This is a genomic window from Rhizobium sp. Rhizsp82 (assembly GCF_047325115.1).
Taxonomy (GTDB): domain Bacteria; phylum Pseudomonadota; class Alphaproteobacteria; order Rhizobiales; family Rhizobiaceae; genus Rhizobium.
The window spans coordinates 242,364-268,491 of record NZ_CP168571.1 but is presented as its reverse complement, the minus strand read 5'-3'; the positions used below and the strand labels follow the sequence as shown (position 1 = coordinate 268,491).

The 26,128-nt window shown below is 62.6% G+C and carries 22 protein-coding genes; 12 read left to right on the top strand and 10 right to left on the bottom strand.

Features of this window, described 5'->3' with window-relative positions:
• The first annotated feature begins 6 nt into the window (after positions 1 to 6).
• Genes ACEN84_RS25370 through ACEN84_RS25360 form a run of 3 tightly spaced genes read left to right on the top strand, consistent with a single transcriptional unit; the run spans position 7 to position 2,221 of the window.
• Complete coding sequence (locus ACEN84_RS25370; protein ID WP_130280960.1) at positions 7 to 786, top strand: nucleotidyltransferase family protein; 780 nt, start codon at positions 7 to 9, stop codon at positions 784 to 786.
• Complete coding sequence (locus tag ACEN84_RS25365; RefSeq protein ID WP_413712111.1) at positions 779 to 1,501, top strand: metallophosphoesterase family protein; 723 nt, start codon at positions 779 to 781, stop codon at positions 1,499 to 1,501. Before ACEN84_RS25370 ends, ACEN84_RS25365 begins: the two co-directional genes overlap by 8 nt.
• 3 nt (positions 1,502 to 1,504) lie before the next feature.
• A complete protein-coding gene (locus ACEN84_RS25360) occupies positions 1,505 to 2,221 on the top strand; it encodes a Crp/Fnr family transcriptional regulator (protein ID WP_413712110.1) in 717 nt (238 codons plus the stop codon).
• On the opposite strand, the gene ACEN84_RS25355 is transcribed toward ACEN84_RS25360, so the two are convergent.
• Positions 2,222 to 2,455: a hypothetical protein gene (locus ACEN84_RS25355; protein WP_413712109.1), complete on the bottom strand. Its 234-nt coding sequence runs from the start codon at positions 2,453 to 2,455 to the stop codon at positions 2,222 to 2,224. It lies immediately after the preceding gene.
• Between the two features lie 211 nt (positions 2,456 to 2,666).
• Here ACEN84_RS25355 and ACEN84_RS25350 point away from each other — a divergent pair, with 211 nt between their 5' ends.
• The 4 genes from ACEN84_RS25350 to ACEN84_RS25335 all read left to right on the top strand — a co-directional run bounded on the left by ACEN84_RS25350 (position 2,667) and on the right by ACEN84_RS25335 (position 9,897).
• Positions 2,667 to 3,395 carry a Crp/Fnr family transcriptional regulator gene (locus tag ACEN84_RS25350; protein ID WP_413712108.1) on the top strand — a complete coding sequence of 243 codons (729 nt, stop codon included), beginning with the start codon at positions 2,667 to 2,669 and terminating at the stop codon, positions 3,393 to 3,395.
• A 466-nt stretch (positions 3,396 to 3,861) separates the two neighbouring features.
• Positions 3,862 to 8,934: a beta strand repeat-containing protein gene (locus tag ACEN84_RS25345; protein WP_413712107.1), complete on the top strand. Its 5,073-nt coding sequence runs from the start codon at positions 3,862 to 3,864 to the stop codon at positions 8,932 to 8,934.
• A gap of 182 nt (positions 8,935 to 9,116) precedes the next feature.
• A complete protein-coding gene (locus tag ACEN84_RS25340) occupies positions 9,117 to 9,644 on the top strand; it encodes a sigma-70 family RNA polymerase sigma factor (RefSeq protein ID WP_112714855.1) in 528 nt (175 codons plus the stop codon).
• 19 nt (positions 9,645 to 9,663) lie between these two features.
• On the top strand, positions 9,664 to 9,897 hold the full coding sequence (locus ACEN84_RS25335) for a DUF2934 domain-containing protein (RefSeq protein WP_413712106.1): 234 nt from the start codon (positions 9,664 to 9,666) through the stop codon (positions 9,895 to 9,897).
• A 7-nt stretch (positions 9,898 to 9,904) separates the two neighbouring features.
• Here ACEN84_RS25335 and ACEN84_RS25330 read toward each other — a convergent pair whose 3' ends face one another.
• The 5 genes from ACEN84_RS25330 to ACEN84_RS25310 all read right to left on the bottom strand — a co-directional run bounded on the left by ACEN84_RS25330 (position 9,905) and on the right by ACEN84_RS25310 (position 14,896).
• Entirely contained in the window at positions 9,905 to 12,145 is a 2,241-nt protein-coding gene (locus ACEN84_RS25330) for a molybdopterin cofactor-binding domain-containing protein (RefSeq protein WP_413712105.1), read from the bottom strand.
• Positions 12,145 to 12,639, bottom strand: coding sequence for a (2Fe-2S)-binding protein (locus ACEN84_RS25325; protein ID WP_130280581.1), 495 nt, complete (start codon positions 12,637 to 12,639; stop codon positions 12,145 to 12,147). Before ACEN84_RS25325 ends, ACEN84_RS25330 begins: the two co-directional genes overlap by 1 nt.
• On the bottom strand, positions 12,636 to 14,033 hold the full coding sequence (locus ACEN84_RS25320; RefSeq protein ID WP_413712104.1) for a c-type cytochrome: 1,398 nt from the start codon (positions 14,031 to 14,033) through the stop codon (positions 12,636 to 12,638). The genes ACEN84_RS25325 and ACEN84_RS25320 overlap by 4 nt, the downstream gene beginning before the upstream one ends.
• A gap of 82 nt (positions 14,034 to 14,115) precedes the next feature.
• Positions 14,116 to 14,385 (bottom strand): DUF2934 domain-containing protein, encoded by a 270-nt coding sequence (locus ACEN84_RS25315; protein WP_413712536.1) that lies wholly within the window; start codon positions 14,383 to 14,385, stop codon positions 14,116 to 14,118.
• 112 nt (positions 14,386 to 14,497) lie between these two features.
• A complete protein-coding gene (locus ACEN84_RS25310; RefSeq protein ID WP_413712103.1) occupies positions 14,498 to 14,896 on the bottom strand; it encodes a VOC family protein in 399 nt (132 codons plus the stop codon).
• Between the two features lie 232 nt (positions 14,897 to 15,128).
• Here ACEN84_RS25310 and ACEN84_RS25305 point away from each other — a divergent pair, with 232 nt between their 5' ends.
• On the top strand, positions 15,129 to 16,286 hold the full coding sequence (locus ACEN84_RS25305; protein WP_413712102.1) for a fumarylacetoacetate hydrolase family protein: 1,158 nt from the start codon (positions 15,129 to 15,131) through the stop codon (positions 16,284 to 16,286).
• A 43-nt stretch (positions 16,287 to 16,329) separates the two neighbouring features.
• On the top strand, positions 16,330 to 16,491 hold the full coding sequence (locus tag ACEN84_RS25300; RefSeq protein ID WP_413712101.1) for a hypothetical protein: 162 nt from the start codon (positions 16,330 to 16,332) through the stop codon (positions 16,489 to 16,491).
• Positions 16,492 to 16,494: 3 nt separating this feature from the next.
• Here ACEN84_RS25300 and ACEN84_RS25295 read toward each other — a convergent pair whose 3' ends face one another.
• Positions 16,495 to 17,073 (bottom strand): TetR/AcrR family transcriptional regulator, encoded by a 579-nt coding sequence (locus ACEN84_RS25295; RefSeq protein ID WP_413712100.1) that lies wholly within the window; start codon positions 17,071 to 17,073, stop codon positions 16,495 to 16,497.
• 79 nt (positions 17,074 to 17,152) lie between these two features.
• Here ACEN84_RS25295 and ACEN84_RS25290 point away from each other — a divergent pair, with 79 nt between their 5' ends.
• Positions 17,153 to 18,034, top strand: coding sequence for an NmrA family NAD(P)-binding protein (locus ACEN84_RS25290; RefSeq protein ID WP_413712099.1), 882 nt, complete (start codon positions 17,153 to 17,155; stop codon positions 18,032 to 18,034).
• Positions 18,035 to 18,084: 50 nt separating this feature from the next.
• On the opposite strand, the gene ACEN84_RS25285 is transcribed toward ACEN84_RS25290, so the two are convergent.
• Complete coding sequence (locus tag ACEN84_RS25285; protein ID WP_413712098.1) at positions 18,085 to 20,256, bottom strand: TonB-dependent siderophore receptor; 2,172 nt, start codon at positions 20,254 to 20,256, stop codon at positions 18,085 to 18,087.
• Between the two features lie 141 nt (positions 20,257 to 20,397).
• Between ACEN84_RS25285 and ACEN84_RS25280 the strand changes: the two genes are divergently transcribed.
• The gene (locus ACEN84_RS25280) at positions 20,398 to 21,321 is read left to right on the top strand and encodes a LysR family transcriptional regulator (RefSeq protein ID WP_413712097.1); all 924 of its coding nucleotides are present in this window, start codon (positions 20,398 to 20,400) and stop codon (positions 21,319 to 21,321) included.
• A 6-nt stretch (positions 21,322 to 21,327) separates the two neighbouring features.
• Here ACEN84_RS25280 and scpA read toward each other — a convergent pair whose 3' ends face one another.
• A complete protein-coding gene (scpA, locus tag ACEN84_RS25275) occupies positions 21,328 to 23,466 on the bottom strand; it encodes a methylmalonyl-CoA mutase (RefSeq protein ID WP_413712096.1) in 2,139 nt (712 codons plus the stop codon).
• Positions 23,467 to 23,570: 104 nt separating this feature from the next.
• On the bottom strand, positions 23,571 to 24,773 hold the full coding sequence (locus ACEN84_RS25270; protein ID WP_112714833.1) for an MFS transporter: 1,203 nt from the start codon (positions 24,771 to 24,773) through the stop codon (positions 23,571 to 23,573).
• Positions 24,774 to 25,051: 278 nt separating this feature from the next.
• Between ACEN84_RS25270 and ACEN84_RS25265 the strand changes: the two genes are divergently transcribed.
• A complete protein-coding gene (locus ACEN84_RS25265) occupies positions 25,052 to 26,101 on the top strand; it encodes an ABC transporter ATP-binding protein (RefSeq protein ID WP_413712095.1) in 1,050 nt (349 codons plus the stop codon).
• Positions 26,102 to 26,128 lie beyond the last annotated feature (27 nt).

Sequence of the window (26,128 nt, the reverse complement as noted above, 5' to 3'; positions counted from 1 at the left end):
GCGCTGATGAAGGCGCGGGCCGTTCCGCAGCTGATCGATCCGGACGCCGAACCCTTTGTCGCCGATGCCGTGCGCGAACTCGTCGATTGCAAGATCCCGTTCCTGGTCGCCGGCACCTATGCGGTCTGCGCCTATACCGGCATTACCCGGCAGACGAAGGATTTCGACATCTTCTGCAAGGCAGGCGACTACGGCCGTATCCTTGGGCATTTCAAGGAGAAGGGCTATGTCGTCGAGGTCGAAGACGAGCGCTGGCTCGGCAAGGTTTTCAAGGGCAAGCATTTCTTCGACGTGATCTTCGCCTCGACCAACGGCACCATGCCGGTCGGCGACGACTGGTTTCAGGATGCCCGGCAGGTGGAGATGTGCGGCTCTCCTGTCTGGATCATCAGTCCGACCGAGCTTCTATGGTCGAAATTCTTCGTGCAGCTGCGCCACCGCTATGACGGCGCCGACATCGCCCATGTCATCCTGCGCGCCCACGACAAGATCGATTGGCGGAAGCTGCTCGGATACATGGAAGTGCACTGGGAAGTGCTGTTGATCGCCATTTTGAACTTCCGCTGGATCTACCCGACCGAGCGCGACAAGGTTCCGCAATGGCTGCTCGACGAACTCCTGGAGCGCCTGGCTGCCCAGCGCGAATTGCCCCTGCCGCAGATGCGCATCTGCCGCGGCCGCATGTATTCGCGCGTCGATTTCGAAATAGACGTCAAGGAATGGGGCTTTGCCGATGTCGGCGGAGAGGGCCAGCCCCGTGGCGAATGGGAAGATCGAGATGGCTGAGAAGAATAGAAAGGTCCGCGTCGCCGCCGTCGCCGACCTGCACGTGAAGGAAGACGGCGGCAAATCCTACAAGGAGCTGTTCGGCGAGATATCGAGCGTCGCCGATATTCTCGTCATGGCCGGCGACCTGACCGATCTCGGCAAGCCGAAGGAAGCGGAACTGCTCGCTGCCGACCTGCGCAGCTGCACCGTTCCCGTTGTCGCCGTGCTTGGCAATCACGACCATGAAAGCGGTTCGGTCGATGACGTGACTCAGATCCTGACGGATGCCGGCGTCAAGCTTCTCAACGGCCAGGCGGCCGAGATTTCAGGCGTTGGCTTCGTCGGCGTCAAGGGCTTCGCCGGCGGCTTCGGCCGCCACATGCTGGGCTCCTTCGGCGAAAGTGCTATCAAGGCGATGGTGGCCGAAAGCGTCGAGGAATCGATGCGGCTGGAAAACGCCATGCGCCAGGTGCGCGCCGAAAAATCCATGGTGATCCTGCATTATGCGCCGATCGCCGAGACGGTGGCCGGAGAGCCGCTGGAAATCTATCCGTTCCTCGGCTCCTCGCGCCTAGCCGAGACCATCGACCGTTTCAAGGTCGATGCCGTCGTCCACGGCCATGCCCATCGCGGCACCTATGAGGGCCGCACACCGGGCGGCGCCCCTGTTTTCAACGTTGCCGCCCATATCGAGAAACCGACGGGCAAGGCCTACGCACTTCTGGAGCTTTGAACTGTGAATACCCGGCAAGCGATCTTCCGGAATTTCATGATTTCGACGCTGCCAGCCGCCGATTTCGCCAAGCTGGAGCCGCTGCTGGAGCGCGTCTTACTGCCGCTCGGCGAAGAGGTGGAGAAGCCCAACCAGCCGCTGGAATTTGCCTATTTCATGGAAAGCGGCCTCGCCTCGACCATCGCCTCGATGTCGCGCGGCCGCGATATCGAAGTCGGCGTCATCGGCTGGGAAGGCTTCGTCGGCTCATCGGTTGTGCTCTGGGACGATCAGGGGCCGTTCAAAACCTATATCCAGATACCCGGCGAGGCCTATCGCATACGGTCCGGGGAACTCATGGAACTGATGGACGCCCGGCCGCAGATGCGCCGCCATTTCGGCCGTTTCACCCGGGCGCTGAACCTGCAGGTCGCCTCGACCGCCTGGACCAACGGCCATACCGTGCTGGAAAACCGGCTGGCCCGCTGGCTGCTGATGGTACATGATCGCATCGAAGGACAGAAACTGGCGCTGACCCATGAGTTCCTGTCGATCATGCTCGGCGTGCGCCGCCCCGGTGTCACCGTCGCGCTGCATATGCTTGAGGGAAAGGGGCTGATCCGCTCGCACCGCTCCGAGATCACCATCATCGACCGCGAGGGCCTGAAGCAGCAGGCCAATGGCAGCTATGGCCGCACGGAAGCCGAATATGAGCGCGTGCTAGGCTGGAAAATCCGTTGATCAGACCAGGCTGCCCCAAGCTTCGTTCCAGAGATCCGGATTGCCGGTCACGACCGCGACCTCGATGAATCCGTAGTGCACACGGACATCCTCGGCCCGCTCGATCGCCAGCGGCACATAGGTCGGGTAGAGATAGTTTCCCGCATCCGTCTCGGCATTTGCCGGCCATTCGACATCGGCAACGACACTATCCTCGATGACCCTCAGGATCAGGCGCACGGCTGTGTTGGGCACATCCTGTGATCGCGCATATCGATGGAACGTTCTCGCCGCCACGCCGGACACTCCGTTCTTTGGGTGTCGAACTTCAAAACCGGTGATGTTGTTCCATTCCGGCGATCGCTCATCTTTGTACGGTAAGAGACAGTCGGTTGTACTGCAATTTCAAGGCGGTAGGTTCCTTTTCAATCGAGTCGGCTTTACCCCGCCGGCCGTGGGGACGAGAATGCCAACTGAAGAGCGCCACTACCGCAATGAACTGCTGAAAAGCCTCGATGCCAGCGATCTGGCTCTTCTTTCCCCGCATCTCGAATTCGTGACGCTCGATATCCCCTACCAGATCGAAAAGGCGCATGTGCCCGTCGATTTCGTCATCTTCCTGGAATCAGGTCTCGCCTCGATCGTCGCCCGCCTCTCGGGCGGGCGGGACATCGAGGTCGGCATTGCCGGACGCGAAGGAATGACCGGGGCCGCGATCGTCCTCGGCGGCGAGCAATCCCCGAACATGACGTTCATGCAGGTCTCCGGTACGGGCTACCGAATCACCTCTGCGGCGCTGCAAACGGCAATCGACACGAGCGCCACATTGCGCGCCAAGCTGCTTGCCTATGTTCAGGCCTTTCTGGCGCAAATGTCGTCGACCGTGCTGGCAAACGGTCATGCGAAACTCGAAGAGCGACTCGCGCGCTGGCTGTTGATGGTCCATGACCGCATGGACGGCAATACCATCTCGCTGACCCACGAATTCCTCGCCGTCATGCTGGGTGTCCGCCGCCCCGGCATCACTGTCGCACTCCATATTCTCGAGGGAAAAGGCCTTGTTCGCGCCAATCGCGGCCAGATCACTATCCTCAGCCGCCGGGGCCTGATGGAAGAGGCGAACGGCTCCTATGGCGCGGCGGAAGAGGAGTACCGCAGGTTGCTCGGAGTGGCATTGTCGCGGCTGAATCAGTAGCTCATAATTCAATAGATATTGATATGCATATCCTTCGCAGTGTTATAAAAATAACACAAGAATTTATACTGCCCTTTTTTGGGGTAATCCAAGAAGTTAGACTTTTGGTGCCCCGGCACGTGCCAGCATTACGCGAAAATTAACCCATAATTAGGGCTTCCAACATATTTCTATTTTTGGCCGTGGGGGTCTCAGAAACCAAGGCTAGAGATGTGCGGCTTCCTGCCGGGCGTCTTCGGTTTAGGAACCGGCGTCTCAAATGCGAGGCGCCGTACGCATGATGCTTGTCCTAAGCGACTGCTCTCTCGAGCGATGTCTTCCGAAACATTTCGTCTAAGCCGATCGGCCTTGCAGTTGTGCACGGCACGAGCCCCCGTGTCTGCAGTTGGGGATCTGCCAACTTCTTGGGAACGACGCGCGGACGAATGACACTGTCACCGCTAACGCCAGTGCAAGGGCACCTTTCATGACCTCGATCGTTACTTCTCTCTCTGCAAATCAAATCAAAGCTCTTTCCGCTACAACCATCAAAGCCTTTACCAAGGACGACGTTGCAGAATTCTCCGTCGACCAGCTGAAGCTTCTCAACAAGACGCAGGTTGCTGCCTTCGAAGCCGAAGATGTGGGCGCTCTCGGTTCCGACCAGCTCGGCGCGATCTCCACAGCCGCGATCGGCGGCCTCAGCGCCGCCCAGATCGGTGCAATCGATGCCACCAAGTTCAAGGACCTGAGCAACGCCCAGGTCGCTGCCTTCAGCACCACCCAGATGGCCGCGCTTTCCGCCGATCAGGTCGAAAACCTGACCTCCGACCAGATCAAGGGCCTGAGCGCCGCGCAGATCGGTTCGCTCGGCGCAGACGACATCGCCAAGTTCTCGGCTGATGAAGTTGGCGCCATCAGCGCCAAGGCAATCGCAGGCCTGAGCAACGACGCCGTCGCCGGCCTGACCGACGACCAGATCGCCAAGCTCAGCACCGACCAGATCGCGGCGCTGACCACGAAGCAGATGACTGCGCTGACCTCGGCCCAGCTCGGCAAGTTCAGCGAAGCACAGATGGGCGCCCTGTCGGCCGTACAGGTCGGCGCTCTCAGCACCACCCAGGTTGGTGGCTTCAGCGGTGACCAGGTCGGCCAGCTCAGCCTCAAGGCTGTTGCCGGTCTCAAGGCAACCCAGATCACCGCCATGACGTCGTCTCAGGTTGAAGGCTTTACCGCCGACCAGGCAGGCGTTCTGAGTGCTGCGCAGGTCGCCGGCTTCACCGCCACCAACATCACGGGCCTCTCCGAAGATGCTGTTGCCAAGCTCGGCACCAAGGCAATCGTCAGCCTGAAGAATGAAGCAATCGCCGTCCTCACCGAAGACCAGGTTGGTGCACTCTCCGCCGGCCAGATCGGCGCGATGACCGCCAAGCAGATCACCGGCTTCACGTCGGCGCAGATCGGCAAGTTCAGCGATGAGCAGATGGGCGCCCTGACGGCGGTTCAGGTCAGCTCGCTGACCAATGACCAGATCAGCGGCCTCTCTGCCGACCAGATCGGCAAGCTGAGCGACAAGGCTGTCGTCGGCCTGAAGGCCACGCAGATCGCTGCCATGACCGACGAACAGGTTGGCGGCATGACCGACACCCAGGCTGGCCTGCTCACGGCAGCCCAGGTTGGCGGCTTTAGCGCAACCAACATCACCGGCCTCTCCGAAACCGGTGTCGCCAAGCTCAGCACCAAGGCAATCGCTGGCCTGAAGAACGAAGCAATCGCTGTCCTCAGCGACGATCAGGTTGGCGCTCTCTCCGCTGCTCAGGTCGGCGTGCTCAGCACCAAGCAGATCACCGGCTTCACCGCCGCTCAGCTCGGCAAGTTCAGCGATGAACAGATCGGCGCTCTCACTGCAGCTCAGGTCGGCTCGCTGACCAACGACCAGATCACCGGTCTCTCTGCCGCCCAGATCGGCAAGATCAGCGACAAGGCCGTCGCAGGCCTCAAGGCTACGCAGATCAGCGCGATGACAGACGTGCAGCTCGAAGGACTGAGCGTTGCTCAGGCCGGCGCTCTCTCGGCTGCCCAGGTTGGTGCTCTCTCGGCTGACGACATCAAGAAGTTCTCTGCCGACGAAATCGGTGCGATCAGCACCAAGGCGATCGGCGGCCTGAGCAACGATGCGATCGGCGTCCTGACCGAAGCACAGGTTGGCAAGCTCTCCGCTGGCCAGATCGGCGCGATGACTGCCAAGCAGATCACCGGCTTCTCCGCAGCGCAGCTCGGCAAGTTCAGCGATGAACAGATGGGCGCTCTGACGGCAGTCCAGGTCGGCTCGCTGACCAACGACCAGATCGGCGGCCTGACGGCAGATCAGATCGGCAAGCTCAGCGACAAGGCCGTCGTTGGCCTGAAGGCAACGCAGATCACTGCCATGACCGACGAACAGGTTGGCGGTATCACCGACACCCAGGCTGGCCTGCTGTCCGCAGCACAGGTTGCCGGCTTCACCGCTGACAACATCACCGGCCTCTCCGAGACCGGTGTCGCCAAGCTCAGCACGAAGTCAATCACCAGCCTCGCAAACGCAGCGATTGCTGTTCTCAGCGATGATCAGCTCGGCGCACTGTCCGCTGCACAGGTCGGCGTACTCAGCACCAAGCAGATCACCGCCTTCACGGCTGATCAGCTCGGCAAGTTCAGCGATGAACAGATGGGCGCCCTGACGTCAGCTCAGGTCGGCTCGCTGACCAACGATCAGATCGCAGGTCTCTCTGCCGCCCAGATCGGCAAGATCAGCGACAAGGCCGTCGCAGGCCTCAAGGCTACGCAGATCAGCGCGATGACAGACGTGCAGCTCGAAGGACTGAGCGTTGCTCAGGCCGGCGCTCTCTCGGCTGCCCAGGTTGGTGCTCTCTCGGCTGACGACATCAAGAAGTTCTCTGCCGACGAAATCGGTGCGATCAGCACCAAGGCGATCGGCGGCCTGAGCAACGATGCGATCGGCGTCCTGACCGAAGCACAGGTTGGCAAGCTCTCCGCTGGCCAGATCGGCGCGATGACTGCCAAGCAGATCACCGGCTTCTCCGCAGCGCAGCTCGGCAAGTTCAGCGATGAACAGATGGGCGCTCTGACGGCAGTCCAGGTCGGCTCGCTGACCAACGACCAGATCGGCGGCCTGACGGCAGATCAGATCGGCAAGCTCAGCGACAAGGCCGTCGTTGGCCTGAAGGCAACGCAGATCACTGCCATGACCGACGAACAGGTTGGCGGTATCACCGACACCCAGGCTGGCCTGCTGTCCGCAGCACAGGTTGCCGGCTTCACCGCTGACAACATCACCGGCCTCTCCGAGACCGGTGTCGCCAAGCTCAGCACGAAGTCAATCACCAGCCTCGCAAACGCAGCGATTGCTGTTCTCAGCGATGATCAGCTCGGCGCACTGTCCGCTGCACAGGTCGGCGTACTCAGCACCAAGCAGATCACCGCCTTCACGGCTGATCAGCTCGGCAAGTTCAGCGATGAACAGATGGGCGCCCTGACGTCAGCTCAGGTCGGCTCGCTGACCAACGATCAGATCGCAGGTCTCTCTGCCGCTCAGATCGGCAAGCTCAGCGACAAGGCGGTCGCGGGTCTGAAGGCAACGCAGATCGCTGCGATGACGGATACCCAGGTGGCAGGCATCTCCGACACTCAGGCCGGTCTCATGACCGCGGCTCAGGTCGGCGGCTTCACCGCTGCGAATGTCACCAAGCTGTCTGAGGATGCTGTTGCGAAGATCAGCACCAAGTCGATCAGCGGCATGAAGAACGAAGCCATCGCCGTTCTGACCGACGGTCAGGTTGCGAAGCTCTCGGCTGCACAGATCGGCGCGGTTACGACCACGCAGGTCACTGCCTTCACCGCAGGTCAGCTCGGCAAGTTCAGCGATGAACAGGTCGGCGCCCTGACGGCGGCTCAGGCTGGCGCTCTGACGACCACGCAGATCGGTGGCTTCACGGACGACCAGATCGGCAAGCTGAGCGACAAGGCTGTTTCCGGTCTCAAGGCAACGCAGATCACTGCCCTGACCGACGAACAGGTTGGCGGCATCACCGACACCCAGGCGGCCCTCCTGACGGCAGCCCAGGTTGGCGGCTTCAGCGCTACCAACATCACCGGCCTGTCTGAAGACGCAGTTGCCAAGATCGGTACCAAGGCCATCCCTGGCCTGAAGAACGAGGCAATCGCCGTCCTCAGCGATGACCAGCTTGGCGCTCTCTCTGCCGAACAGATCGGTGCAGTCACGACCACGCAGGTCGCCGGCTTCACCGCAGGTCAGCTCGGCAAGTTCAGCGATGAGCAGATCGGCGCCCTGACGGCCGCTCAGGTCGGCGCTCTGAGCGATACGCAGATCGCCGGCTTCTCGGCCGCCCAGATCGGCAAGCTCAGCAACGCCGCTGTCGGCGGACTGAAGGCAACCCAGATCTCCGGCATGTCCGACGTGCAGCTCGAAGGGCTCAGCGTCGCTCAGGCAGGTGCTCTCTCGGCTGCCCAGGTCGGCGCCCTGTCGGCTGATGACGTCAAGAAGTTCTCTGCCGATGAAATTGGCGCCATCAGCGCCAAGGCGATCAACGGCCTTAAGAACGACGCCATCGGTGTTCTGACCGAAGAACAGATCGGCAAGCTGAGCACGGATCAGATCTCCGGCCTGCTCTCGACCCAGATGGCTGGCTTCTCGGCTGCCCAGCTCGGCAAGTTCAGCAGCGCACAGATGGGTGCCCTCTCTGCAGTACAGGTCGGCGCTCTGACCACTGACCAGATCGCTGGCTTCTCCGCTGACCAGATCGGCCAGCTGAGCAACGCAGGCACCACCGGCCTCAAGGCAACGCAGATCACTGCGATGACCGACGAGCAGGTTGGTGGCCTGACGGCGACCCAGGCTGGTCTCCTGACCGCAGTTCAGACTGCTGGCCTCACGGCCGACAACATCACCGGCCTCTCCGAGGATGGTGTGGCTGCGATCACCAAGGCTGCAGTCGCAGGTCTGAGCAACACCGCCATCGGTGCACTGAGCGACGACCAGATCGGCAAGCTGTCGGTCGACCAGATCGGTGCGGTCTCCGCCAAGCAGATCACCGGCTTTACGGCTGGCCAGCTCGGCAAGTTCAGCGATGCCCAGCTCGGTGCCCTCTCGGCGGTCCAGGTTGGCGCGCTGACGGACGAGCAGATCGCTGGTCTCTCTGCTGCCCAGATTGGCAAGCTCAGCGTAACGGCCGTCACCGGTCTGAAGGCCTCCCAGATCACCGGGATGTCGGCAGAGCAGATCGGCGGCTTGACCTCCGACCAGACTGCAAAGCTGACCGCCACGCAGATCGCCGCCATGTCGCCTGAAGACCTCAAGGAGTTCTCCGAGGAAGACATCGCAGCCATCAACGTCAAGGCAATCTCCGGCATCGCTGCCGAAGATATCGCTGGCCTCGACGAGGATCCGCTGAAGGCCTTCACCTCGGACCAGATCCAGGCGATGAACGACACGCAGATCGGCGCAGTCGCAGCGGCAATCGCCGCCTACGGCGAAGCATAAGAACGTCCCCTAGGGACAACGGAAAGGCGCGGCCACAAGCCGCGCCTTTCTTGTTTTCCGGCCTTCGGCCGTCATTTCCGGCCGCCGGCCGATAAATCGCAGTACGCTTTCGTACCCAACGGCACACCCCCCGGAACGCAGCCCATCAAGCGGCATTACCCTTCCACCAGAAGGAAACCGCCATGACCCAGACTGCAGTTGCCTTGTCCGGCCACCAGGCCGAAATCGTCTCTCTTCTTCCCGCCCTCAAATCTTTCGCCCGGCGCTTCGAGCGCGGAGAGAACGATGCCGACGATCTTGTGCAGGAGACGCTGTCGCGGGCGCTCGGGCATATGGACCAGTTTCACGACGGTACCAGCCTGAAATCCTGGCTTTTCACCATCATGCGCAACACCTATTGCAGCGCCTACCGGCGTCGCCGGCGCGAGCCGGTCGGCTCCGTCGACGATCTCAGCGATTACCAGCTGCCGGTGAAATCGACGCAGGACTGGGCGATGCGGGCGCTCGATGTCCAGGCGGCGATCGCCAAACTTCGCAACACGCATCGCGTCGCCCTTCTCCTCGTCGTTTCGGGCGCTAGTTATGAAGAGGCGGCGGTCATCTGCAATTGTGAAATCGGCACGATCAAGAGCCGGGTCAATCGCGCCCGCTGCCATCTGCTGGAAATGCTCGGCGAGACCGAATTTTCGGAAGCGACATCCATTCATTAAATCATTGCTGGAGAACGTGATGGCCGATGCCAGAGACGAGTGGATCGCCAAGCGCGCCTATGCGCTTTGGGAACTTTCCGGCCACCTGAGCGGACATGATGCGGAACACTGGATACAGGCCGTCCGCGAACGCGACGAACTGGAGCGCACCCGCGCCTCGCTCGATGGCGCCGAGGTTCTGGTTCGCTTTCGCCTGAAGTCACCAACGGCCAAGCCTTCGGCCCGCGACCGCCATCGCAGCACGGGCCGCTGAGCTCTTTTTATCCCAAACCCGCCGCCTGACGCACCCGGCTGCGCGACAGCGGCAGATCGGTCAAACGCTTGCCCGTCGCGTTGCGGATGGCGTTGGCGACGGCTGCCGAGGTTGGCCCCTGCGCCGCCTCGCCGGTGCCCAGGAAGGGCTGGCCGGGGCGGTCGACCACATGCACCTCGATACTTTCAGGGACGCTGGCAAAGCGCAGGATCGGATAGCTCGACCAGTCTGTGCTGGTGATCCGCGTGCGGTCGAAGGTGACCTGCTCGTAGAGCGTCCAGCTGATCGATTGCAGGATCCCGCCTTCCGTCTGGTTGCGGATGCCGTCAGGATTGACCGCCTGGCCACTATCGATGGCGGCAACGGCACGGAGCACCTGCACGCGGCCGGTTTCGCGCTCGATGCGCGCTTCGAGCGCCAGCGCCAGATAGGCGGCGTGGTTCTTGTAGCGCGCAAAGGCGAAGCCGCGGCCATGGCCCTGCGGCACCTCCCCCTGACCCCAGCCGAATTTCTCCGCCGCCATTTTCACGACGTCGCTGGCGCGGCTGTCCTGAAGATGGCGCAGGCGGAACTCGACCGGATCGGCCTTGGCGGCGATCGCCAGTTCATCCATCGTGCTCTCGATCGAGAAGACATTGGCATAGGCGCCGAGCCCGCGGAGCGCCGAGACGCGGATCGGCATATCCGGCAGGAAATGCCACAGGATCTTCCGGTTCGGGATCGCATAGAGGGGATCGGCATTGCGGTCGCCATTGCCGTTCGGATTGATCGAAAGCTTCGGCAGTTTCAGCGGCACTGCATCCGCCTTGGTGCGCCCGGCAAGCAGCGATCCGGCATCGCCGGGACGAGTGCCATGCGAGTTGCTCCAGAGATCGTAGGTCCAGTTGTCGATCTTGCCGGAAGCGTCGAGCGATGCCCTGACCTTGGTCACCATACCCGGCCCATAAGGCTCCCAGCCATGCTCCTGCTCGCGCATCCACTGGACGCGGACCGGACGGCCGGGGACCTTCATGGCGATCAGCGCCGCATCCGCGGCCGCGTCATCGGCGCCGTTATGGCCATAGCAGCCGGAGCCCTCCATATGGATCACCCGCACCTTGTCCTCCGGCAGGCCGATCATCTGAGCGATCGCCGTGCGATCCGGAAAGACACCCTGCGTATGCGACCAGACGTCGATCATGCCGTCCTGCTTCAGATGTGCCACGCCGCAGGAGGGACCAATCGAACCATGCATATGGTAGGGCCGCGTGAAGGTCGCCTCGTAGGTTGCGCCGTTAGGAAAGGCGGGTGCACCCGATTCCGCAACGGTGCCGACCTCCTTCTCCATGCCGACAAGAACGGTGTAGAGATCGGCCTGGTCCGGCAGCGTTGCCGGCTCATCCCAGTGGGCTACTTTCTCCAACGCGCGCATCGCCTTGACCACATGCCATTCGCGGTCGGCGACGACGGCGAGGAAATTGCCGTCGCGGATGACCGAGACGACGCCGGGCATTGCTTCGATCGGCGTGGCGTCGAGTTCCTTCAGCGTCGCGCCATAGCTTGGCGGGCGGATGACGCGGGCATGCACCATGCCCTCCAGCTTCAGATCCTGAACATAGGCAACGCCGCCGGTGACCTTTCCGGGAATATCGACGCGCTGCACATCCCGGCCGATGACACGCAGCATATCCGGCGCCTTCAGCTTCGATTTCGGCTGCGCTTCGACATGCAGAAACTGACCGGCAACGAGTTCGCCGTAGGTCGCAGATTTTCCATCAGGACCGCTGACCGATTTCTTCTGCGCCTTCAGCTGTTCGGGCGGCAGCGAGAAGCGGCGCGCGGCTTCGGCGATCAACATCTCGCGCACCTGCGCCGCCGCATTGCGGATCGCCGTGCCGCTGTTCTGCATCGACTGGCTTCCGGCCGTGAAGCCTTCATCGGGCGTGCGGCCGGTATCGGCAGTGACCAGCGTGATGTCGCCGGGCTCAACCTCCAGCTCTTCCGCCGCCACCTGGATCAGCGGCGTGCGGATGCCCTGTCCGAGCTCCGCCTTGCCGGTGAACACGGTGATCCTGCCATCGGCATCGATCCTGATCCAGCTATCGAGATAACGGTCGTCATCAAGGCTGCCCGGCAGCTTGGGCTTGTCGGGTGCCGCAGCGGGCGCGTCCTGCGCAAAGGCCCGGACAACGGAGAAGCTGACGACGAGGGCGCCGGTTCCGGCAAGCAGGCCGCGGCGGGTGATTTCGTCCCTGGTGAGAATGTCCATCAGCCGGCACTCCTGTTTGCGGCCGGCAATTCGGCGGCCTCCATGAGCTCGCTCGCGCGCCGGACGGCGGCGAGAATGCGCATATGCGTGCCGCATCGACAGAGATTGGTGCGCAGCGCGTTGCGGATCTCGTCGTCGCTCGGCTTGGCGTTCTGCTTCAGCAGTGCCGCAGCGCTCATCATCATCCCGGCGATACAGTAGCCGCATTGCGCCGACTGCTTTTCGATGAAGGCGGCCTGCAGCGGTCCGGGCTTGTCGATCGTCCCGAGACCCTCGACGGTGACGATCTCCTTGCCCTCGACCGCGATCAGCGGCGTGACGCAGGAAAGCACCGCCTGTCCATCGACCATGACGGTGCAGGCGCCGCACTGGCCGAGACCGCAGCCGAACTTGGCGGCATTGAGCTCGAGATCGTTTCTGAGAACATAGAGCAGCGGCGTATCCGGCTCGCTGTCGATCTGATGGCTCTGTCCATTCACATTGAGTGTCGTCATTGCGCTGCCTTTGCGCCGACATTGGACGGCGCCCTTTCAATGCCTTCGGAAGGACGGACGGCGACGAAATAATCGCCGGATCGGGTGCGGCCCACCTGTTGCGGCAGATCGGCCCACGCCGGTTTGCCATCGGCGAAGCGCTGGCGGAGATAGCCGAGGAGATCGGCAACCTGCTGGTCGTTCAATGCGCCGCCGAAGGCGGGCATGACCGCGCTTGCCTGGCCATCGGCCGGCGGCAGGCCGAACAGGGTGACGTTGATGATGTTCTGCGGGTTCGGCGCGTTGACTGCGGTGCTGAGGTGGAAGTTCATGCCGCCGAAGGGCGGCTTCTTGCCCGCCTCGTGACAGCTGGCGCAGGTGGCCATGTAGATCTGCGCGCCGGGATGTGAAGCGAGATCGCCGGATGGTTTGGCATCGACGGCTGCCGTCACGATGCCGTCGGCCTCCGAACCGAACTGCTTCTTCAGCTCCTCGCCCTTGGCGGCGCGATCGGCGGACGGCTCGCCCATGCCGGAAGCGACATAGGTGGCGATCGCCTCGACATCGGCATCCGGAAGCGCTGCGAGATTGCCGGTGACCTCCGCCATCGGGCCGCGCGAGACGCCGTGCAATTCGTGATAGCCGTGGCGCAGATAGAAGGCGATCGCATCCTTGTCCCAGGGGATCGGCGCGCGGCTATCGGCATTGATCGCATAGGCCTGCCAGCCCTCCGCCTCGCCGCCGGCGAAATGCTTCGCCTTGTCTTCAGCGCCGAGCGAATTGCGCGGCGTGTGGCAGGCGCCGCAATGGCCGAGACCTTCGGCGAGATAGGCGCCGCGGTTCCATTCATCGCTCTGCTGCGGATCGGGCGCAAAGGCGCCGTCATCGAAGAACAGCAGCTTCCAGCCGGCAAGGATCGGGCGGACATCGAGCGGGAAAGGCAGCTCGTTCTTCGGCGCCGTCGCCTTCACCGGCGTGCGCGTCATCAGATAGGCATAGAGCGCCTTGTTGTCCTCGTCGGTGACCCGGGTGAAATGATCATAGGGGAAAGCCGGATAGAGGTGTTCCCCCTGCCGGTCGACACCATGACGCATGGCACGCTGGAAGGCCGCCTCGCTCCAGAGACCGATGCCGGTCTCTTCATCCGGGGTGATGTTCGTCGAATAGATCGTCCCGAAAGGCGTCGGCAGCTTCAGGCCCCCGGAAAACGCCTCCTTCCCGGGAACCGTATGACAGGCAATACAGTTTCCGACCGCCGCGAGGCTGGCGCCATGGGCGACCAAGGCGGGATCGAACGGCTGCCGGTCGGCGACTTTCTGCGGCGCTATCTCCGAATTCCAGGCAAGGAAGAAGAAAGCGAGGCCGAGAATGATGAAAAGCGTGATGATCGTAGAGAGAACGCGAATGGCTCGCATTGCGGATCAGGCCCTCCCAGCCGCGCAAACCGATCCGATTAAACGCGGAAGGAGAATTAAAGTTCCCGCAATATGAGAATTTTTATGCGCGCCTGATGGCCTTGCGCGCCGGCTTCTGTTCCGGCCGGACCACGCGCAGAGCATCGTTTTCGGCAGCGCGCATCAGCCGGCCGGTACGGCGCAGCATCTCGATCAGCTCATTTCCATCCGCCGAGGCGCGTGTTCTTTCCAACTGCTCGTATTCGGCGGCGGCCTGCTGCCAGTGAGCGCCGCCGCGATCATGCGGGCGGCCCTCTTCTTCCCAGATGGAATAGGCGCGCTGATTGATCCAATCGTCTTTGTTACGGCTCATGGTATCCAACTGAAATATGTAATTTAATCTACAGAGGAGACTGCCAGAGCAGACTTACGGAGTCGTTACTTGCGCATGTAAAATCCGAGCAAGAATTGTTTGTCGCGGGGCTTTAGTTTTTACGCTCGGCAAGCTCGATGATGATGCCGTCGGGATCGCGCACGAAGGCCACCTTGTGCAGCACTTCGGGGTTGTAGGTGAAGCGCGGCCGCTCCTTGAGATCGACGCCGGCCGCCTCGAGTTTGGCAAAGGTTTCATCGACGCTTGTGTAAAGGAAAGTCAGATGGCGGAGCCCGGCGGTATCGTCTGGCACATCGACGGCCCGCTTGGCGCCGTTCACCGGCGCGATGATCTCCAGCATGCCGCCGCCGGCATCGAGAAAGGCGAGATCCGAGCCGTCATCGGTCTTTTTCCTGAGATGCAGCGTCAGGCCGAGAAGATCGCAATAGAATGCAACGGCCTGGTCCATATTGCTGACGGTCATGCCGACATGTTCGAAGGATTTCAGCATTGCGGACGGGGCCTCCTCTCCCCGGGTACACGTTTGAAAGCCGGTCCCGACCCTAGACGCTGAGAGCTCTGCCGCAAGTCCGAAATCTAGCCTTTCAACCAAACGTGCAGTCTGTTTTTCCGGCAACCGGCCTTGCCGCCGCGGAGCGAATGTGATCGATTTCCGGCGCTGCTGGAGGGCGGCAATCAGATGATAAAATGAGCGATCGCTCATCAGCATTGGAGGGCTCATCATGTCTCAGCTTCTCGACGCCGCCGCCTCGGCCGGTCTCTTCGTCGGCCGCGTCTGGAACCCCAAGGTTTCAGGCCCGTCGATCGTCACCATCCGCGACGGACAGCTGATCGACATCACCTCCAGGGATGCACCGACGCTGAGCGCGCTTCTCGAGCGGGACGATCCGGCCGCCTTCGTGCGCGCCGCGAAGGGCGAGGCGATCGGCACGCTTGACGATGTTTCCAAGAACAGCAGCGGCAAGCCCGATGCATCGAAGCCCTATCTTCTGGCTCCCGCCGACCTGCAGGCGATCAAAGCCTGCGGCGTCACCTTCGCGCAGTCGATGATCGAGCGCGTCATCGAGGAAAAGGCGGCCGGCAATCCTGACCGCGCCGCCTCGATCCGTGACCGCGTCGGCGCGCTGATCGGCGGCAGCCTTGCCAATATCAAGGCCGGCTCGCCGGAAGCCGCCAAGGTCAAGCAGGCGCTGATCGAAGAGGGCATGTGGTCGCAATATCTGGAAGTCGGCATCGGCCCGGATGCCGAGGTCTTCACCAAGTCGCCGGTCCTGTCCTCGGTCGGCTGGGGTGCGGATGTCGGCCTGCACCCGATCTCCACCTGGAACAATCCGGAGCCGGAAATCGTGCTCGCGGTAAACAGCCGCGGCGAGATCAAGGGCGCGACGCTCGGCAACGACGTCAACCTGCGCGACGTCGAGGGCCGCTCGGCGCTGCTGCTCGGCAAGGCGAAGGATAACAACGCCTCCTGCTCGATCGGCCCGTTCATCCGCCTGTTCGACCAGAGCTTCACGCTGGATGACGTGCGCAAGGCCGAGCTCGACCTCAAGGTAACCGGCGAAGACGGCTTCGTCCTGCATGGCAAGAGCTCGATGTCGAAGATCAGCCGCGACCCGGCCGATCTCGTCAAGCAGACCTGCGGCGCCCATCACCAGTATCCTGACGGCTTCATGCTGTTCCTCGGCACGCTGTTTGCGCCGACGCAGGATCGCGATGCCAAGAATCAGGGCTTTACCCACAAGATCGGCGATATCGTCGAGATCTCCTCGGCGGGGCTTGGGACGCTTGCCAATACCGTGCGCCTCTCCACCGAATGCCCGCCCTGGACCTTCGGCATCTCGGCGCTGATGGGCAATCTCGCAAAGCGCAGTCTCCTCTGACCGCCGATTGCCCTGCGCCGGAAAATCGGGTTAGAACCGTGCCATGAACGACAACGTCATCAAATTCAAAAAGCCGAACAAGCCGAAGCCCCCGCGCCAGATCAACCCGGCGCTGCGCAAGCTGATCGTGGTGCTGACCATCGTGGCCCTTTTCGCTATCGCCTGGGCCTATTTCAACTATTTCGGCGGCCAGCCGGGCGTTTGAGATTCACAGGCGCGGCCAGGCCATCATCGCGACATCGATCATATGATGGAGCGCGCTGCTGTCTGCGCCGGCATTCGGGAAATTCAGCACTGCCTGCAGCACGCCGAGATAGTACCAGGCGAGCGCCTCCACGTCCGCATCCCGGCTGAGCTCGCCCGTGGCAATCGCCCGGCGCAGTAGCGCAGCGAAGATCTGCCGCTGATCGGCTGCCGCCTGCAGGGCCGCCGCCTGCCCTTCTGCGCTCAACTCACCCTTTTCCACGCAGCTTCGGGCAATCAGGCAGCCGGCCGGACGGCTTATCGGCTGTTCCGGCAAGAAGCCGCGCAGGATCGCCTCGACGGCGCCGCGTGCGGAGGGCGCCTCGGCGCCGTTCATGCGCGCAAGCACGCGCCGCGTATAGGCCGCCAGCGCCTCGCGAAACAGTCCGTCCTTGTCGCCGAAGCGTTGATAGATGCTTGAGCGTGAAAGGCCGGTCGCCTCCGTCAGGTCGCTGATCGAGGCCGCCGCATAGCCCTGGCGCCAGAAGACGATCAGGGCGGCATCGATAACGGCAGCCTCGTCGAATTGCGGTTTTCCGCTCATGCATCCTCGCTTGACATCTTGGAACGATCGGTTCAACTATAATGGAACAGTCGTTCCAAGATACATAGGTTGTGCCTCCATGCCAAACGAATCTTTGCAATCCGCTTCGACCAGCCGCATCGCAATCGCCGGTTCCACCGGCCGCGTCGGCGCCGAACTTACCCGGCTTCTGACCGCTGATCCCATGACCCCGGTGGCGCTGACCCGCCGGCCCGACGCCACCGGCATAGCCGAAGGCGCGGAGATCGCCGTCATCGATTTCGACCGGCCGGAGACTTTGGCGTCAGCGCTTTCGGGTGCGGACCGTCTGTTTCTCTCGCATGGCACCTCTGCGCGGCAGGTGACCAACGAGATCGCATTGATCGATGCCGCCGTTGGCGCCGGGGTGCGCCATATCGTCAAGCTCTCGGCACTCGGCCCGGCAACCCGGCTCAACCCCTTCGCCTGGCACATGGAGATCGAGGCGCATCTCGCGCGCCAGCCGGTCGCCTCCACCGTGCTGCGGCCATCCGCCTTTCCCGATATCCTGAAACGGTCGGCGGCCGAGATCGCTACCGGACAATGGGCGGGCGCGGCCGGAAACGGCCGGGTGAATTTCATCGACACCGCCGACATTGCAAGAGCGGCACGCGCCGCCCTGCTGGAAGAAGTCTGGCCGTGGTCGCAGCGCGCCTATCACCTGACGGGTTCGCGCGCCTGGACGATGGCGGAAGTCGCCGCCGAGCTTTCCGCCCAGCTCGGACGGCCAGTCACTTACGGACATCGCTCGCCGGAACAACAGCATGCGGCACTGTTGGCAGGCGGTCTGCCGCCCTTCGTCGCCGAACTGCTGCTCGGTCTCGACCAGGTCTTCCGCGAATCCGTTCTCGGCGAGACGACCTCGACCGTCGAGGCGCTGACCGGCACGCCGCCGAAGAGCCTGCCGCAATGGCTGAAGGAAAACCTCGCCGCCTTCCGCTGAGCTGCGCTCGACGAGGCTTAGGCCGGCTGCAGATCGCAGCCGGCTGCTGGTTACCAATTGAACGTCAGCTTGCCCATCACCGTGCGCCCGTCGCCATAGGTGCAGCCGAACGAGCTGCAGCTGGCGATATAGTCCTTGTCGGCAAGGTTGCGGAAATTGAGCGAGGCGGTGATGCCTTCCTTCTTGTAGGTCAGCGCCGCATCGAAGAGGGTGACGGCGTCGAGGTCGTAGATATGCAGCGCTGCAGGGCTGCCGTATGTGGCATATCCATAGCGCTCGCCGACATAGCGAACACCGGCACCGATGCCTACACCTTCGAGCGGAGAGCCTTCGGCAAAGCTGTAATCGACCCAGAGGCTGGCGGCGTGTTCGGGAACGTTGTCGAGCGGAAGGCCGTTCAGCAATGTCCCGGGCGCATCAGCCTTGGCATCCGTGTAGGTATAGGCTGCGCGAAGATTCAGGCCATCGGTCAGGCTCGTTACACCTTCGAGCTCAACACCTCTGACACGGACTTCGCCGATCTGATTGGTCACCGAAGTGCCGCCAATGCTCTGGGTGTTCGAAACATTCTTCTGGCGGAGATCGTAGACCGCTGCAGAGAAAAATCCGTCCCAACCATCAGGCTGATATTTCACGCCAATCTCGAGCTGCTTGCCTTCGGTCGGCACAGGGTTCGCCAAGCTGGTCGACGGCGCGACCGGTTCGAACGACGTGCTATAGTTGATGTAAGGGGCAATACCGTTATCGAAAACATAGCCCAGGCCCGCGCGGCCCGTCAGCTTGTGGTCGTTCTGATCCAGTGATCTGCTGACCGGCGTTGCCGGCAGGAAATTGGTCGTGTCGCCCTCAGTGCTCGCCCAATCCTGACGCAGCCCGAAGGTTGCCCGCCAATTATTGTAGGCCATCTCGTCCTGAATATAGATGCCAACCTGACTAAGATCGGTGTCCACTATCGTGTCAGTGGTTCGCGAGAGCAGACTGATCGGACCACCATAGACCGGGTTCAAGATATCGAGCGGCGTCGCCCGGAAGAATCGCGTGTGAACGTTGTTGCTGAAATATCGGTAGTCGAGCCCCACCAGGAGCTTATGCTCCAAATCACCTGTCTCAAACTCACCAAGCAGGTTGTTGTCGACGCTGAACGTATTGAGCAATTCGTCCTGAAAGGTCGCATTGCGAAGAATTGAATGGCCATCCGCTCCGACGCCCGGACCGTAGGCGGGATTTGCAACAGTCGAAGACATCCCCAGCGCCTGATAGTTCCAGTCGAAATTCGAGTAGCGAAGGTTCTGGCGGAAGGTCCAGGTGTCGTTGAGGCGGTGCTCGAATTCATAACCGAGATTGGTCAGCGTCCGGTTGGAATGATCGAAACTCTTGTCGCCGACATAGAAGTCGCGGCCGAGCGTATCGGCGAAGAGCGCCGGGACGCCGGACGGCGTGCTTGGATTGTCGTGCTGCACGCTCGTCAGGATCGTCAGCTTGGTGTCTTCGTCGGGCTGCCAGGTGAAAGCGGGGGCGATGAAATAGCGGTCGTTGTCGAGCTCATCGACCTGCGCGCTCGCGGTGCGGGCAAGGCCGGTGACGCGATAGGCGAAGTCCGAGCCGTCGGTGACCGGGCCACCGACGTCGAAATAGGTGCCGTAGGTATCGTAGCTGCCGAACTGCAGGCCGATCTCGCCGAAGCTGTCGAAGGTCGGGCGCTTGCTGATCAGGTTGATGATACCGCCCGGATTGCCCTGACCGAACATCACGGAGGCCGGGCCGCGCAGCACTTCGATGCGCTCCAGCTGGTAGGGATCGATCGCCGGCGCGCCGGCCGTGCGCATCAGTCTCAGACCATTCAAATATTGCGACTGGCGGCCATCGAACCCACGGATGCGCGGCGCGTCGAAGCGCGGATCCGAGCCGCCTGGCTGGCTGACGACGCCGGGGGTATAGTCGAGCGCCTGGCCGACGGTCTGGGCGTTCTGCGCCTTCAGCTGATCGGCCGTGATCACCGAGATCGACTGCTGCGTTTCGAGGATCGGCGTTCCCGTCTTCGTCGCCGTCGAGCTGGTCTTGGCGACAAAGCCCTTCACCGGCGCCTTCGGATCTTCCTTGGTCTGCCCCTGCACGGTGATCGGCGCAAGCTCGGTAGGCTCCTGTGCAAAGGCCGCGGCCGGAAGAAGCGCTGCTGCGCAAACGGTGGACAGCAGGACGAGCGAAACATTCTTCAGGCGCACGGCAACCTCATGGAGACCCGGACGGGGCGATCCGTCTCAAAACTTGATAATTTCAGTCACGTTACTAGACGGATTCATTTCGATGATCCAATAAGGTCGTCAGCGTTTTTCAGAAGCGCGGATTATGAAAAGAGGTGGCATTTGATCAGTAGCGCAGCTCTCGAGCTCAGGCATCTGAGATATTTCGTGGCCCTCGCCGAGGAGCAGAATTTCGAGCGTGCCGCGGCGCGGCTCGGGATTGCGCAGCCGGGTCTCAGCCAGCAGATCATCAAGCTCGAGGCGCTGTTAGGCGTATCGCTTCTGGATCGCAGCCGCCGCTCGCTGCGCCTGACCCGGCCGGGACTGGAGCTCGCAGAGCAGGGCCGGCGTGTTCTCGGACTTGCGGAAAGCGCCGTCGAGGCCGTCCACCGGGCGGCGAAGGGCGATCTGGAGCGCGTCGCCGTCGGCTATGTCGCCTCGGCGGCCTATTCCGGCGTGCTCGGCGATGCGTTGTCGAAGTTCAAGGCGTCGCGGCCCGGAGTCGAGTTTCAGCTGATCGAGATCGAAATGCGCCAGCAGCTGGAAAAGATCGCCGACAAGACGCTCGATCTCGGCTTCATCCGCCCGCCGATTGCGCTGCCAGCGGGGCTGGCGGCCGAGATCGCTATGCGCGAAGAATTCGTCGTGGCGCTGCCGGCGAACCACGCCCACGCAGCATCGCCGTCCGTCGCGCTGAAATCCTTGGCCGGCGAAGTCTTCATCACCCCGCGCCAGCCGCCCGATGTCGGCTTTCACCGCAATACGATCGCCGCCTGCCGGGAAGCAGGTTTCGTGCCGGATATCAACAGCTCCGGCCGCGACTTCATTACCATCGCGAGCATGGTCGTGCTCGGCACCGGCGTGGCGCTGGTGCCACGCTCGTTCCAATGCGTGCAGCTGCCGGGAATTGCCTATACCAGGCTGAAGGGCTCCTCGGTCACCTCGGACCTGGCGATCGCCTACCGGAAAGTCGAGCCCTCGCCGATCATCAAGAGCTTCATCGCCCATTTCAAGAAGAGCCTGTCGCGCGACGAGGACAGCTTCTGAGAGGGATCACGTATTGCGCCTGATCCCCTGCAGGAGGTCGAGCACCGAATTTGCGGCGTCGAGCACATTGGTGCCGGGGCCGAAGACGGCGGCAACGCCGTGGTCGGTGAGGAACTGGTAGTCCTGCCGCGGAATGACGCCGCCGCAGACGACGATGACATCGCCACCGCCCTTGGCCTTCAGCGCGTCGACCAGCTGCGGCAGCAGCGTCTTGTGGCCGGCAGCCAGCGACGAGACGCCGATGACATTGACCTTTTCGTTCAGCGCCATGCCGGCCGCCTCATCAGGCGTCTGGAAGAGCGGACCGGCCAGCACATCGAAGCCGACATCGCCGAAGGCCGAGGCGATCACCTTGGCACCGCGGTCGTGTCCGTCCTGGCCGAGCTTGGCGACCATGATCTTCGGCTTGCGGCCAAGGCTGGCGCTGATATCCGCCATGCGAGCCTTCAGGATTTCGAGTTCCGGCTGATCGCGATAGGCTTCGCCATAGACATCCCTGATCACCTCGGGCACCGCGGCGTGATCGCCGAAGGCCTGGCGCATCGCATCCGATATCTCGCCGACAGTGGCGCGTGCCCGCGCCGCCTCGACGGCAGCGGCAAGCAGATTGCCCTCTCCGCTGCGGGCGACCTCTGAGAGCGCTTCCAGCGTCTCACGCACCTTGCCGCTGTCACGGCGGCGGCGGGTATCCTCGATGCGCTTGACCTGCGCGGCGCGCACCGCGGCATTGTCGATCGCCAGGATTTCCAGCTCTTCCTCAGTTTCCAGCCGGTATTTATTGACGCCGACGATCACCTCGTCGCCCTTGTCGACCGCCGCCTGACGGCGCGTCGCGGCTTCCTCGATCAACCGTTTGGGCAAGCCTTCGTTGACGGCCTTCGTCATGCCGCCGAGCGCCTCGACCTCCTCGATCAGCGCCCAGGCCTTGTCGGCAAGTTCCTTCGTCAGGCTCTCGACATAATAGGAGCCTGCGAGGGGATCGACGACCTTGGTGACGCCGGTCTCGTGCTGCAGGATCAGCTGCGTGTTACGGGCGATGCGGGCCGAAAATTCCGTCGGCAGCGCGATCGCCTCGTCGAAGGAATTGGTGTGCAGCGACTGCGTGCCGCCGAGCACCGCCGACATCGCCTCGAAGGCGGTTCTGACGATATTGTTGTAGGGATCCTGCTCCTGCAGCGAGACGCCTGACGTCTGGCAGTGGGTGCGCAGCATCAGCGAGGAGGCCTTCTTCGGCTCGAATTCCTCCATGATCTTCGTCCAGAGCAGACGGGCGGCACGCAGCTTGGCGGCCTCCATGAAGAAGTTCATGCCGATCGCGAAGAAGAACGAGAGGCGGCCGGCGAAGTCGTCGACGTTCAGTCCCTTGGCGATCGCCGCCCGCACATATTCGCGCCCGTCGGCCAGCGTGAAGGCGAGCTCCTGCACCAGCGTCGCGCCCGCCTCCTGCATGTGATAGCCGGAGATCGAGATCGAGTTGAACTTCGGCATCTCCCTGGCCGTATATTCGATGATATCGGCCACGATCCGCATCGAGGGCTCGGGCGGATAGATGTAGGTGTTGCGGACCATGAACTCCTTGAGGATGTCGTTCTGGATGGTCCCCGAGAGATCGGCGCGCGACACGCCCTGCTCTTCGCCCGCAACGATGAAAGAGGCGAGGATCGGGATGACGGCACCGTTCATCGTCATCGACACCGAGATCTTTTCGAGCGGAATGCCGGCGAACAGGATCTTCATGTCCTCGACGCTGTCGATCGCCACGCCGGCCTTGCCGACATCGCCCTCGACCCGCGGATGGTCGCTGTCATAGCCGCGGTGGGTAGCGAGATCGAAGGCGACGGACACGCCCTGCTGACCGGCGGCGAGCGCCTTGCGATAGAAGGCGTTGGAGGCTTCGGCGGTCGAGAACCCGGCATACTGGCGGATCGTCCAGGGGCGCCCGGCATACATCGTGGCGCGCGGTCCGCGGGTGAAGGGCGCAAGGCCCGGCATGCTGTCCAGATGATCGGCAGAGGCGAGATCGTCGGCGGTATAGAGCGGCTTGACGTCGATGCCCTCGGGCGTCTTCCAGACGAGCGTCTCAGGCGAGGCTTTCAGTTCCTTCTCGGCCAAAGCCTGCCAATCGCCAACCGTCTTCTTCGTCATGTCATCCTCCGGCATGTCATTGCGCCGCACGCTATCACCTGGAACGCATGCGGCGCGATAGGGCCTTAGGATAATTTACGCGACGCGCTGCGTCACGCGCCCGGTCATGCGTGGGCGTGCTTCGGTATCTTCGGCAGGAAGATCGTCAGCAGGCCGAGCAGCGGCAGGTAGGAGCAGATGCGATAGACGAATTCGATGCCGTGGCTATCGGCAAAATCGCCGAGAAAGGCAGCGCCGAGACCGCCGGCGCCAAAGGCGAAGCCGAAGAACACACCGGCAATCAACCCGACACGGCCCGGCACCAGCTCCTGCGCGAAAACGACGATTGCCGAGAAGGCGGAGGCGAAGATCAGGCCGATGACCACACTGAGAACACCGGTCCAGAACAGGTTCGCATAAGGCAGCAGCAGTGCGAAGGGAATGACGCCGAGGATCGAGAACCAGATGACGAAGCGGGCACCGAGACGGTCGCCGATCGGGCCGCCGAGGAAGGTGCCGACGGCAACGGAACCGAGGAACAGGAAGAGCATCAGCTGCGCCTGCTGAACGCCGAGCTGGAAGCGGTCGATCACATAGAAGGTGAAATAGCTGGAGACGCTCGCCATGTAGACGTTCTTGGTCGCGGTCAGCAACACGAGGATGAGCAGGGCGACGACGACCTTGTTCTGCGGCAGCGGCAGCGTGCGGCTGACGGCGGGCTTGCCGGCATTCTGGCGGCGGTGGCTCATGTACCAGTTACCAACCCAGCCGAGCACGATCATGCCGACGAGCGCGATGCCCGACAGCCAGGAGACGCTGTGCTGGCCGAGCGGGAAGACGATGAAGGCGGCAATCAGCGGGCCGATCGCCTGGCCGGCATTGCCGCCGACCTGGAAGAAGGACTGCGCGAAGCCGTGGCGACCGCCGGAGGCCAGACGCGCAACGCGCGAGGATTCCGGATGGAAGACGGCCGAACCGAAGCCGATGAGGCTGGCGGCGACGAGCAGCAGCTCGAAGCTGCCGGCATTGCCGAGCAGGATCAGGCCGCAGAAGGTGCTCGCCATGCCGACCGGCAGCGAATAGGGCATCGGCCAGCGATCGGTGAAGATGCCGACGAAGGGCTGTAGCAGCGACGCCGTGACCTGGAAGGTCATCGTCAGCAGGCCGATCTGCACGAAGTCGAGGTTATAATTGGCCTTGAAGAGCGGATAGAGCGACGCAAGAAGCGACTGCATGATGTCGTTCAGCATGTGGCAGAAGCTGACTGCCATCAGGATCGACATTGTCGTCTTCTGGAAACGCGGCGCGGTTTCGCTCACTACGGCCATAGGTATTCCTCCTGCAGCAAAGGTTTGTGCTGCGGTCATGTGCTGAAGAAATGGAAGCGTTCGGGATCGGGGGCTGATGGGCTCGATGGCGTTCGCTGACAGAGCATGTATCGCAACTTCTCTTTGCGGCACAGCCCGCTTTCCGCGGGAGCGGTACGCCGATGCCTAAATTTTGCGCGGCTGCGCCATTTTTGCTTCGGCTGCTTCCCCGCGGCGCGGTTTGCATGTCACGGCCTTCCTGAAGTAAGGGGTATCGAAACGCAAATTCAGGGAACCGCATGCAGGCGCCGACGTCTTCACCCGCTCTCGAAGTCAGCACCATCAGCCGCAGCTTCGGCGCGCAGGCAGCCCTTGCCGGGCTGTCGCTGACGGTCAATCGCGGCGAGATCGTCACACTGGTCGGCCATTCCGGCTGCGGCAAGTCGACTTTGCTGCGCGTCATCGCCGGGATCGAACGGCCGGATGCCGGCTCCGTGCGGCTCGACGGCGAGGAAGTATCCGGGGCGCAGCGCTTCGTCGAGCCCGAGGCACGCAATATCGGCTTCGTATTTCAGGACTACGCGCTCTTTCCGCATCTGACGGCGATGGAGAACATTCTCTTCGGCCTGCGCAAGCGCCCGAAGGCCGAAGCAGCAGCGATGGCCGACGAGGTTGTCCGCATTGCCGGCATCGCGCATCTCATCGATCGCTATCCGCATATGCTCTCGGGCGGCGAGCAGCAGCGTGTCGCGCTGGCCCGGGCGCTCGCTCCGCGGCCGCGAATTCTCCTGATGGACGAGCCCTTCTCCAATCTCGACCAGGGCCTTCGCGATCAGGTGCGCGGCGAGACGATCGGGCTGATCCGTTCGCTCGGCACGACCGCGATCATCGTCACCCACGATCCGCAGGAAGCTTTGTCGGCCGGTGACCGTGTCGTGCTGATGCGCGCCGGTGAGATCGTTCAGCAGGGCTCCGGCTACGACCTGCATGACCGGCCGAACTGCGCCTATGCCGCGGATTTCTTCTCGCCCTCCAACAAGATCCCCGGGATCAACCGGAACGGGCGGATGGAAACGGCAATCGGCAGCTTCGCCCACGAGCTCGATCTCGGGGAGCAGGACGCGGCCACGGTCTTTATCCGGCTTCAGGACGTCGCGGTCTCGCTCGGCGACGGCGCCATCGCCGCCAGGATCGAGGGACGAGCCTTCCACGGCGAGGTCGAGGAACTGACGCTTGCGGTCGATGGCCTTGCCGCGCCGCTGAAAGCGCGGACCATGCGGCGCCTGCCGGAAACGGCGCGTGCGGTGACGATTTCGGTCGAGAACGCCCGCGTCTTCGCTTCCGTTTGAGAGCCGCCGACATATCACGTCTTCGTG

What these genes read in the sequence shown, in the direction of transcription:
- ACEN84_RS25365 (WP_413712111.1), top strand. Translation starts at nt 779, where the DNA reads ATGGCTGAGAAGAATAGAAAGGTCCGCGTCGCCGCCGTCGCCGACCTG.
- ACEN84_RS25340 (WP_112714855.1), top strand. Translation starts at nt 9,117, where the DNA reads ATGACCCAGACTGCAGTTGCCTTGTCCGGCCACCAGGCCGAAATCGTC.
- ACEN84_RS25265 (WP_413712095.1), top strand. Translation starts at nt 25,052, where the DNA reads ATGCAGGCGCCGACGTCTTCACCCGCTCTCGAAGTCAGCACCATCAGC.
- ACEN84_RS25310 (WP_413712103.1), bottom strand. Translation starts at nt 14,896, where the DNA reads ATGCTGAAATCCTTCGAACATGTCGGCATGACCGTCAGCAATATGGAC.
- ACEN84_RS25270 (WP_112714833.1), bottom strand. Translation starts at nt 24,773, where the DNA reads ATGGCCGTAGTGAGCGAAACCGCGCCGCGTTTCCAGAAGACGACAATG.
- ACEN84_RS25370 (WP_130280960.1), top strand. Translation starts at nt 7, where the DNA reads ATGAAGGCGCGGGCCGTTCCGCAGCTGATCGATCCGGACGCCGAACCC.
- ACEN84_RS25290 (WP_413712099.1), top strand. Translation starts at nt 17,153, where the DNA reads ATGCCAAACGAATCTTTGCAATCCGCTTCGACCAGCCGCATCGCAATC.
- ACEN84_RS25315 (WP_413712536.1), bottom strand. Translation starts at nt 14,385, where the DNA reads ATGAGCCGTAACAAAGACGATTGGATCAATCAGCGCGCCTATTCCATC.
- ACEN84_RS25320 (WP_413712104.1), bottom strand. Translation starts at nt 14,033, where the DNA reads ATGCGAGCCATTCGCGTTCTCTCTACGATCATCACGCTTTTCATCATT.
- ACEN84_RS25295 (WP_413712100.1), bottom strand. Translation starts at nt 17,073, where the DNA reads ATGAGCGGAAAACCGCAATTCGACGAGGCTGCCGTTATCGATGCCGCC.
- ACEN84_RS25300 (WP_413712101.1), top strand. Translation starts at nt 16,330, where the DNA reads ATGAACGACAACGTCATCAAATTCAAAAAGCCGAACAAGCCGAAGCCC.
- ACEN84_RS25325 (WP_130280581.1), bottom strand. Translation starts at nt 12,639, where the DNA reads ATGACGACACTCAATGTGAATGGACAGAGCCATCAGATCGACAGCGAG.
- ACEN84_RS25350 (WP_413712108.1), top strand. Translation starts at nt 2,667, where the DNA reads ATGCCAACTGAAGAGCGCCACTACCGCAATGAACTGCTGAAAAGCCTC.
- ACEN84_RS25305 (WP_413712102.1), top strand. Translation starts at nt 15,129, where the DNA reads ATGTCTCAGCTTCTCGACGCCGCCGCCTCGGCCGGTCTCTTCGTCGGC.
- ACEN84_RS25335 (WP_413712106.1), top strand. Translation starts at nt 9,664, where the DNA reads ATGGCCGATGCCAGAGACGAGTGGATCGCCAAGCGCGCCTATGCGCTT.
- ACEN84_RS25345 (WP_413712107.1), top strand. Translation starts at nt 3,862, where the DNA reads ATGACCTCGATCGTTACTTCTCTCTCTGCAAATCAAATCAAAGCTCTT.
- scpA (WP_413712096.1), bottom strand. Translation starts at nt 23,466, where the DNA reads ATGACGAAGAAGACGGTTGGCGATTGGCAGGCTTTGGCCGAGAAGGAA.
- ACEN84_RS25330 (WP_413712105.1), bottom strand. Translation starts at nt 12,145, where the DNA reads ATGGACATTCTCACCAGGGACGAAATCACCCGCCGCGGCCTGCTTGCC.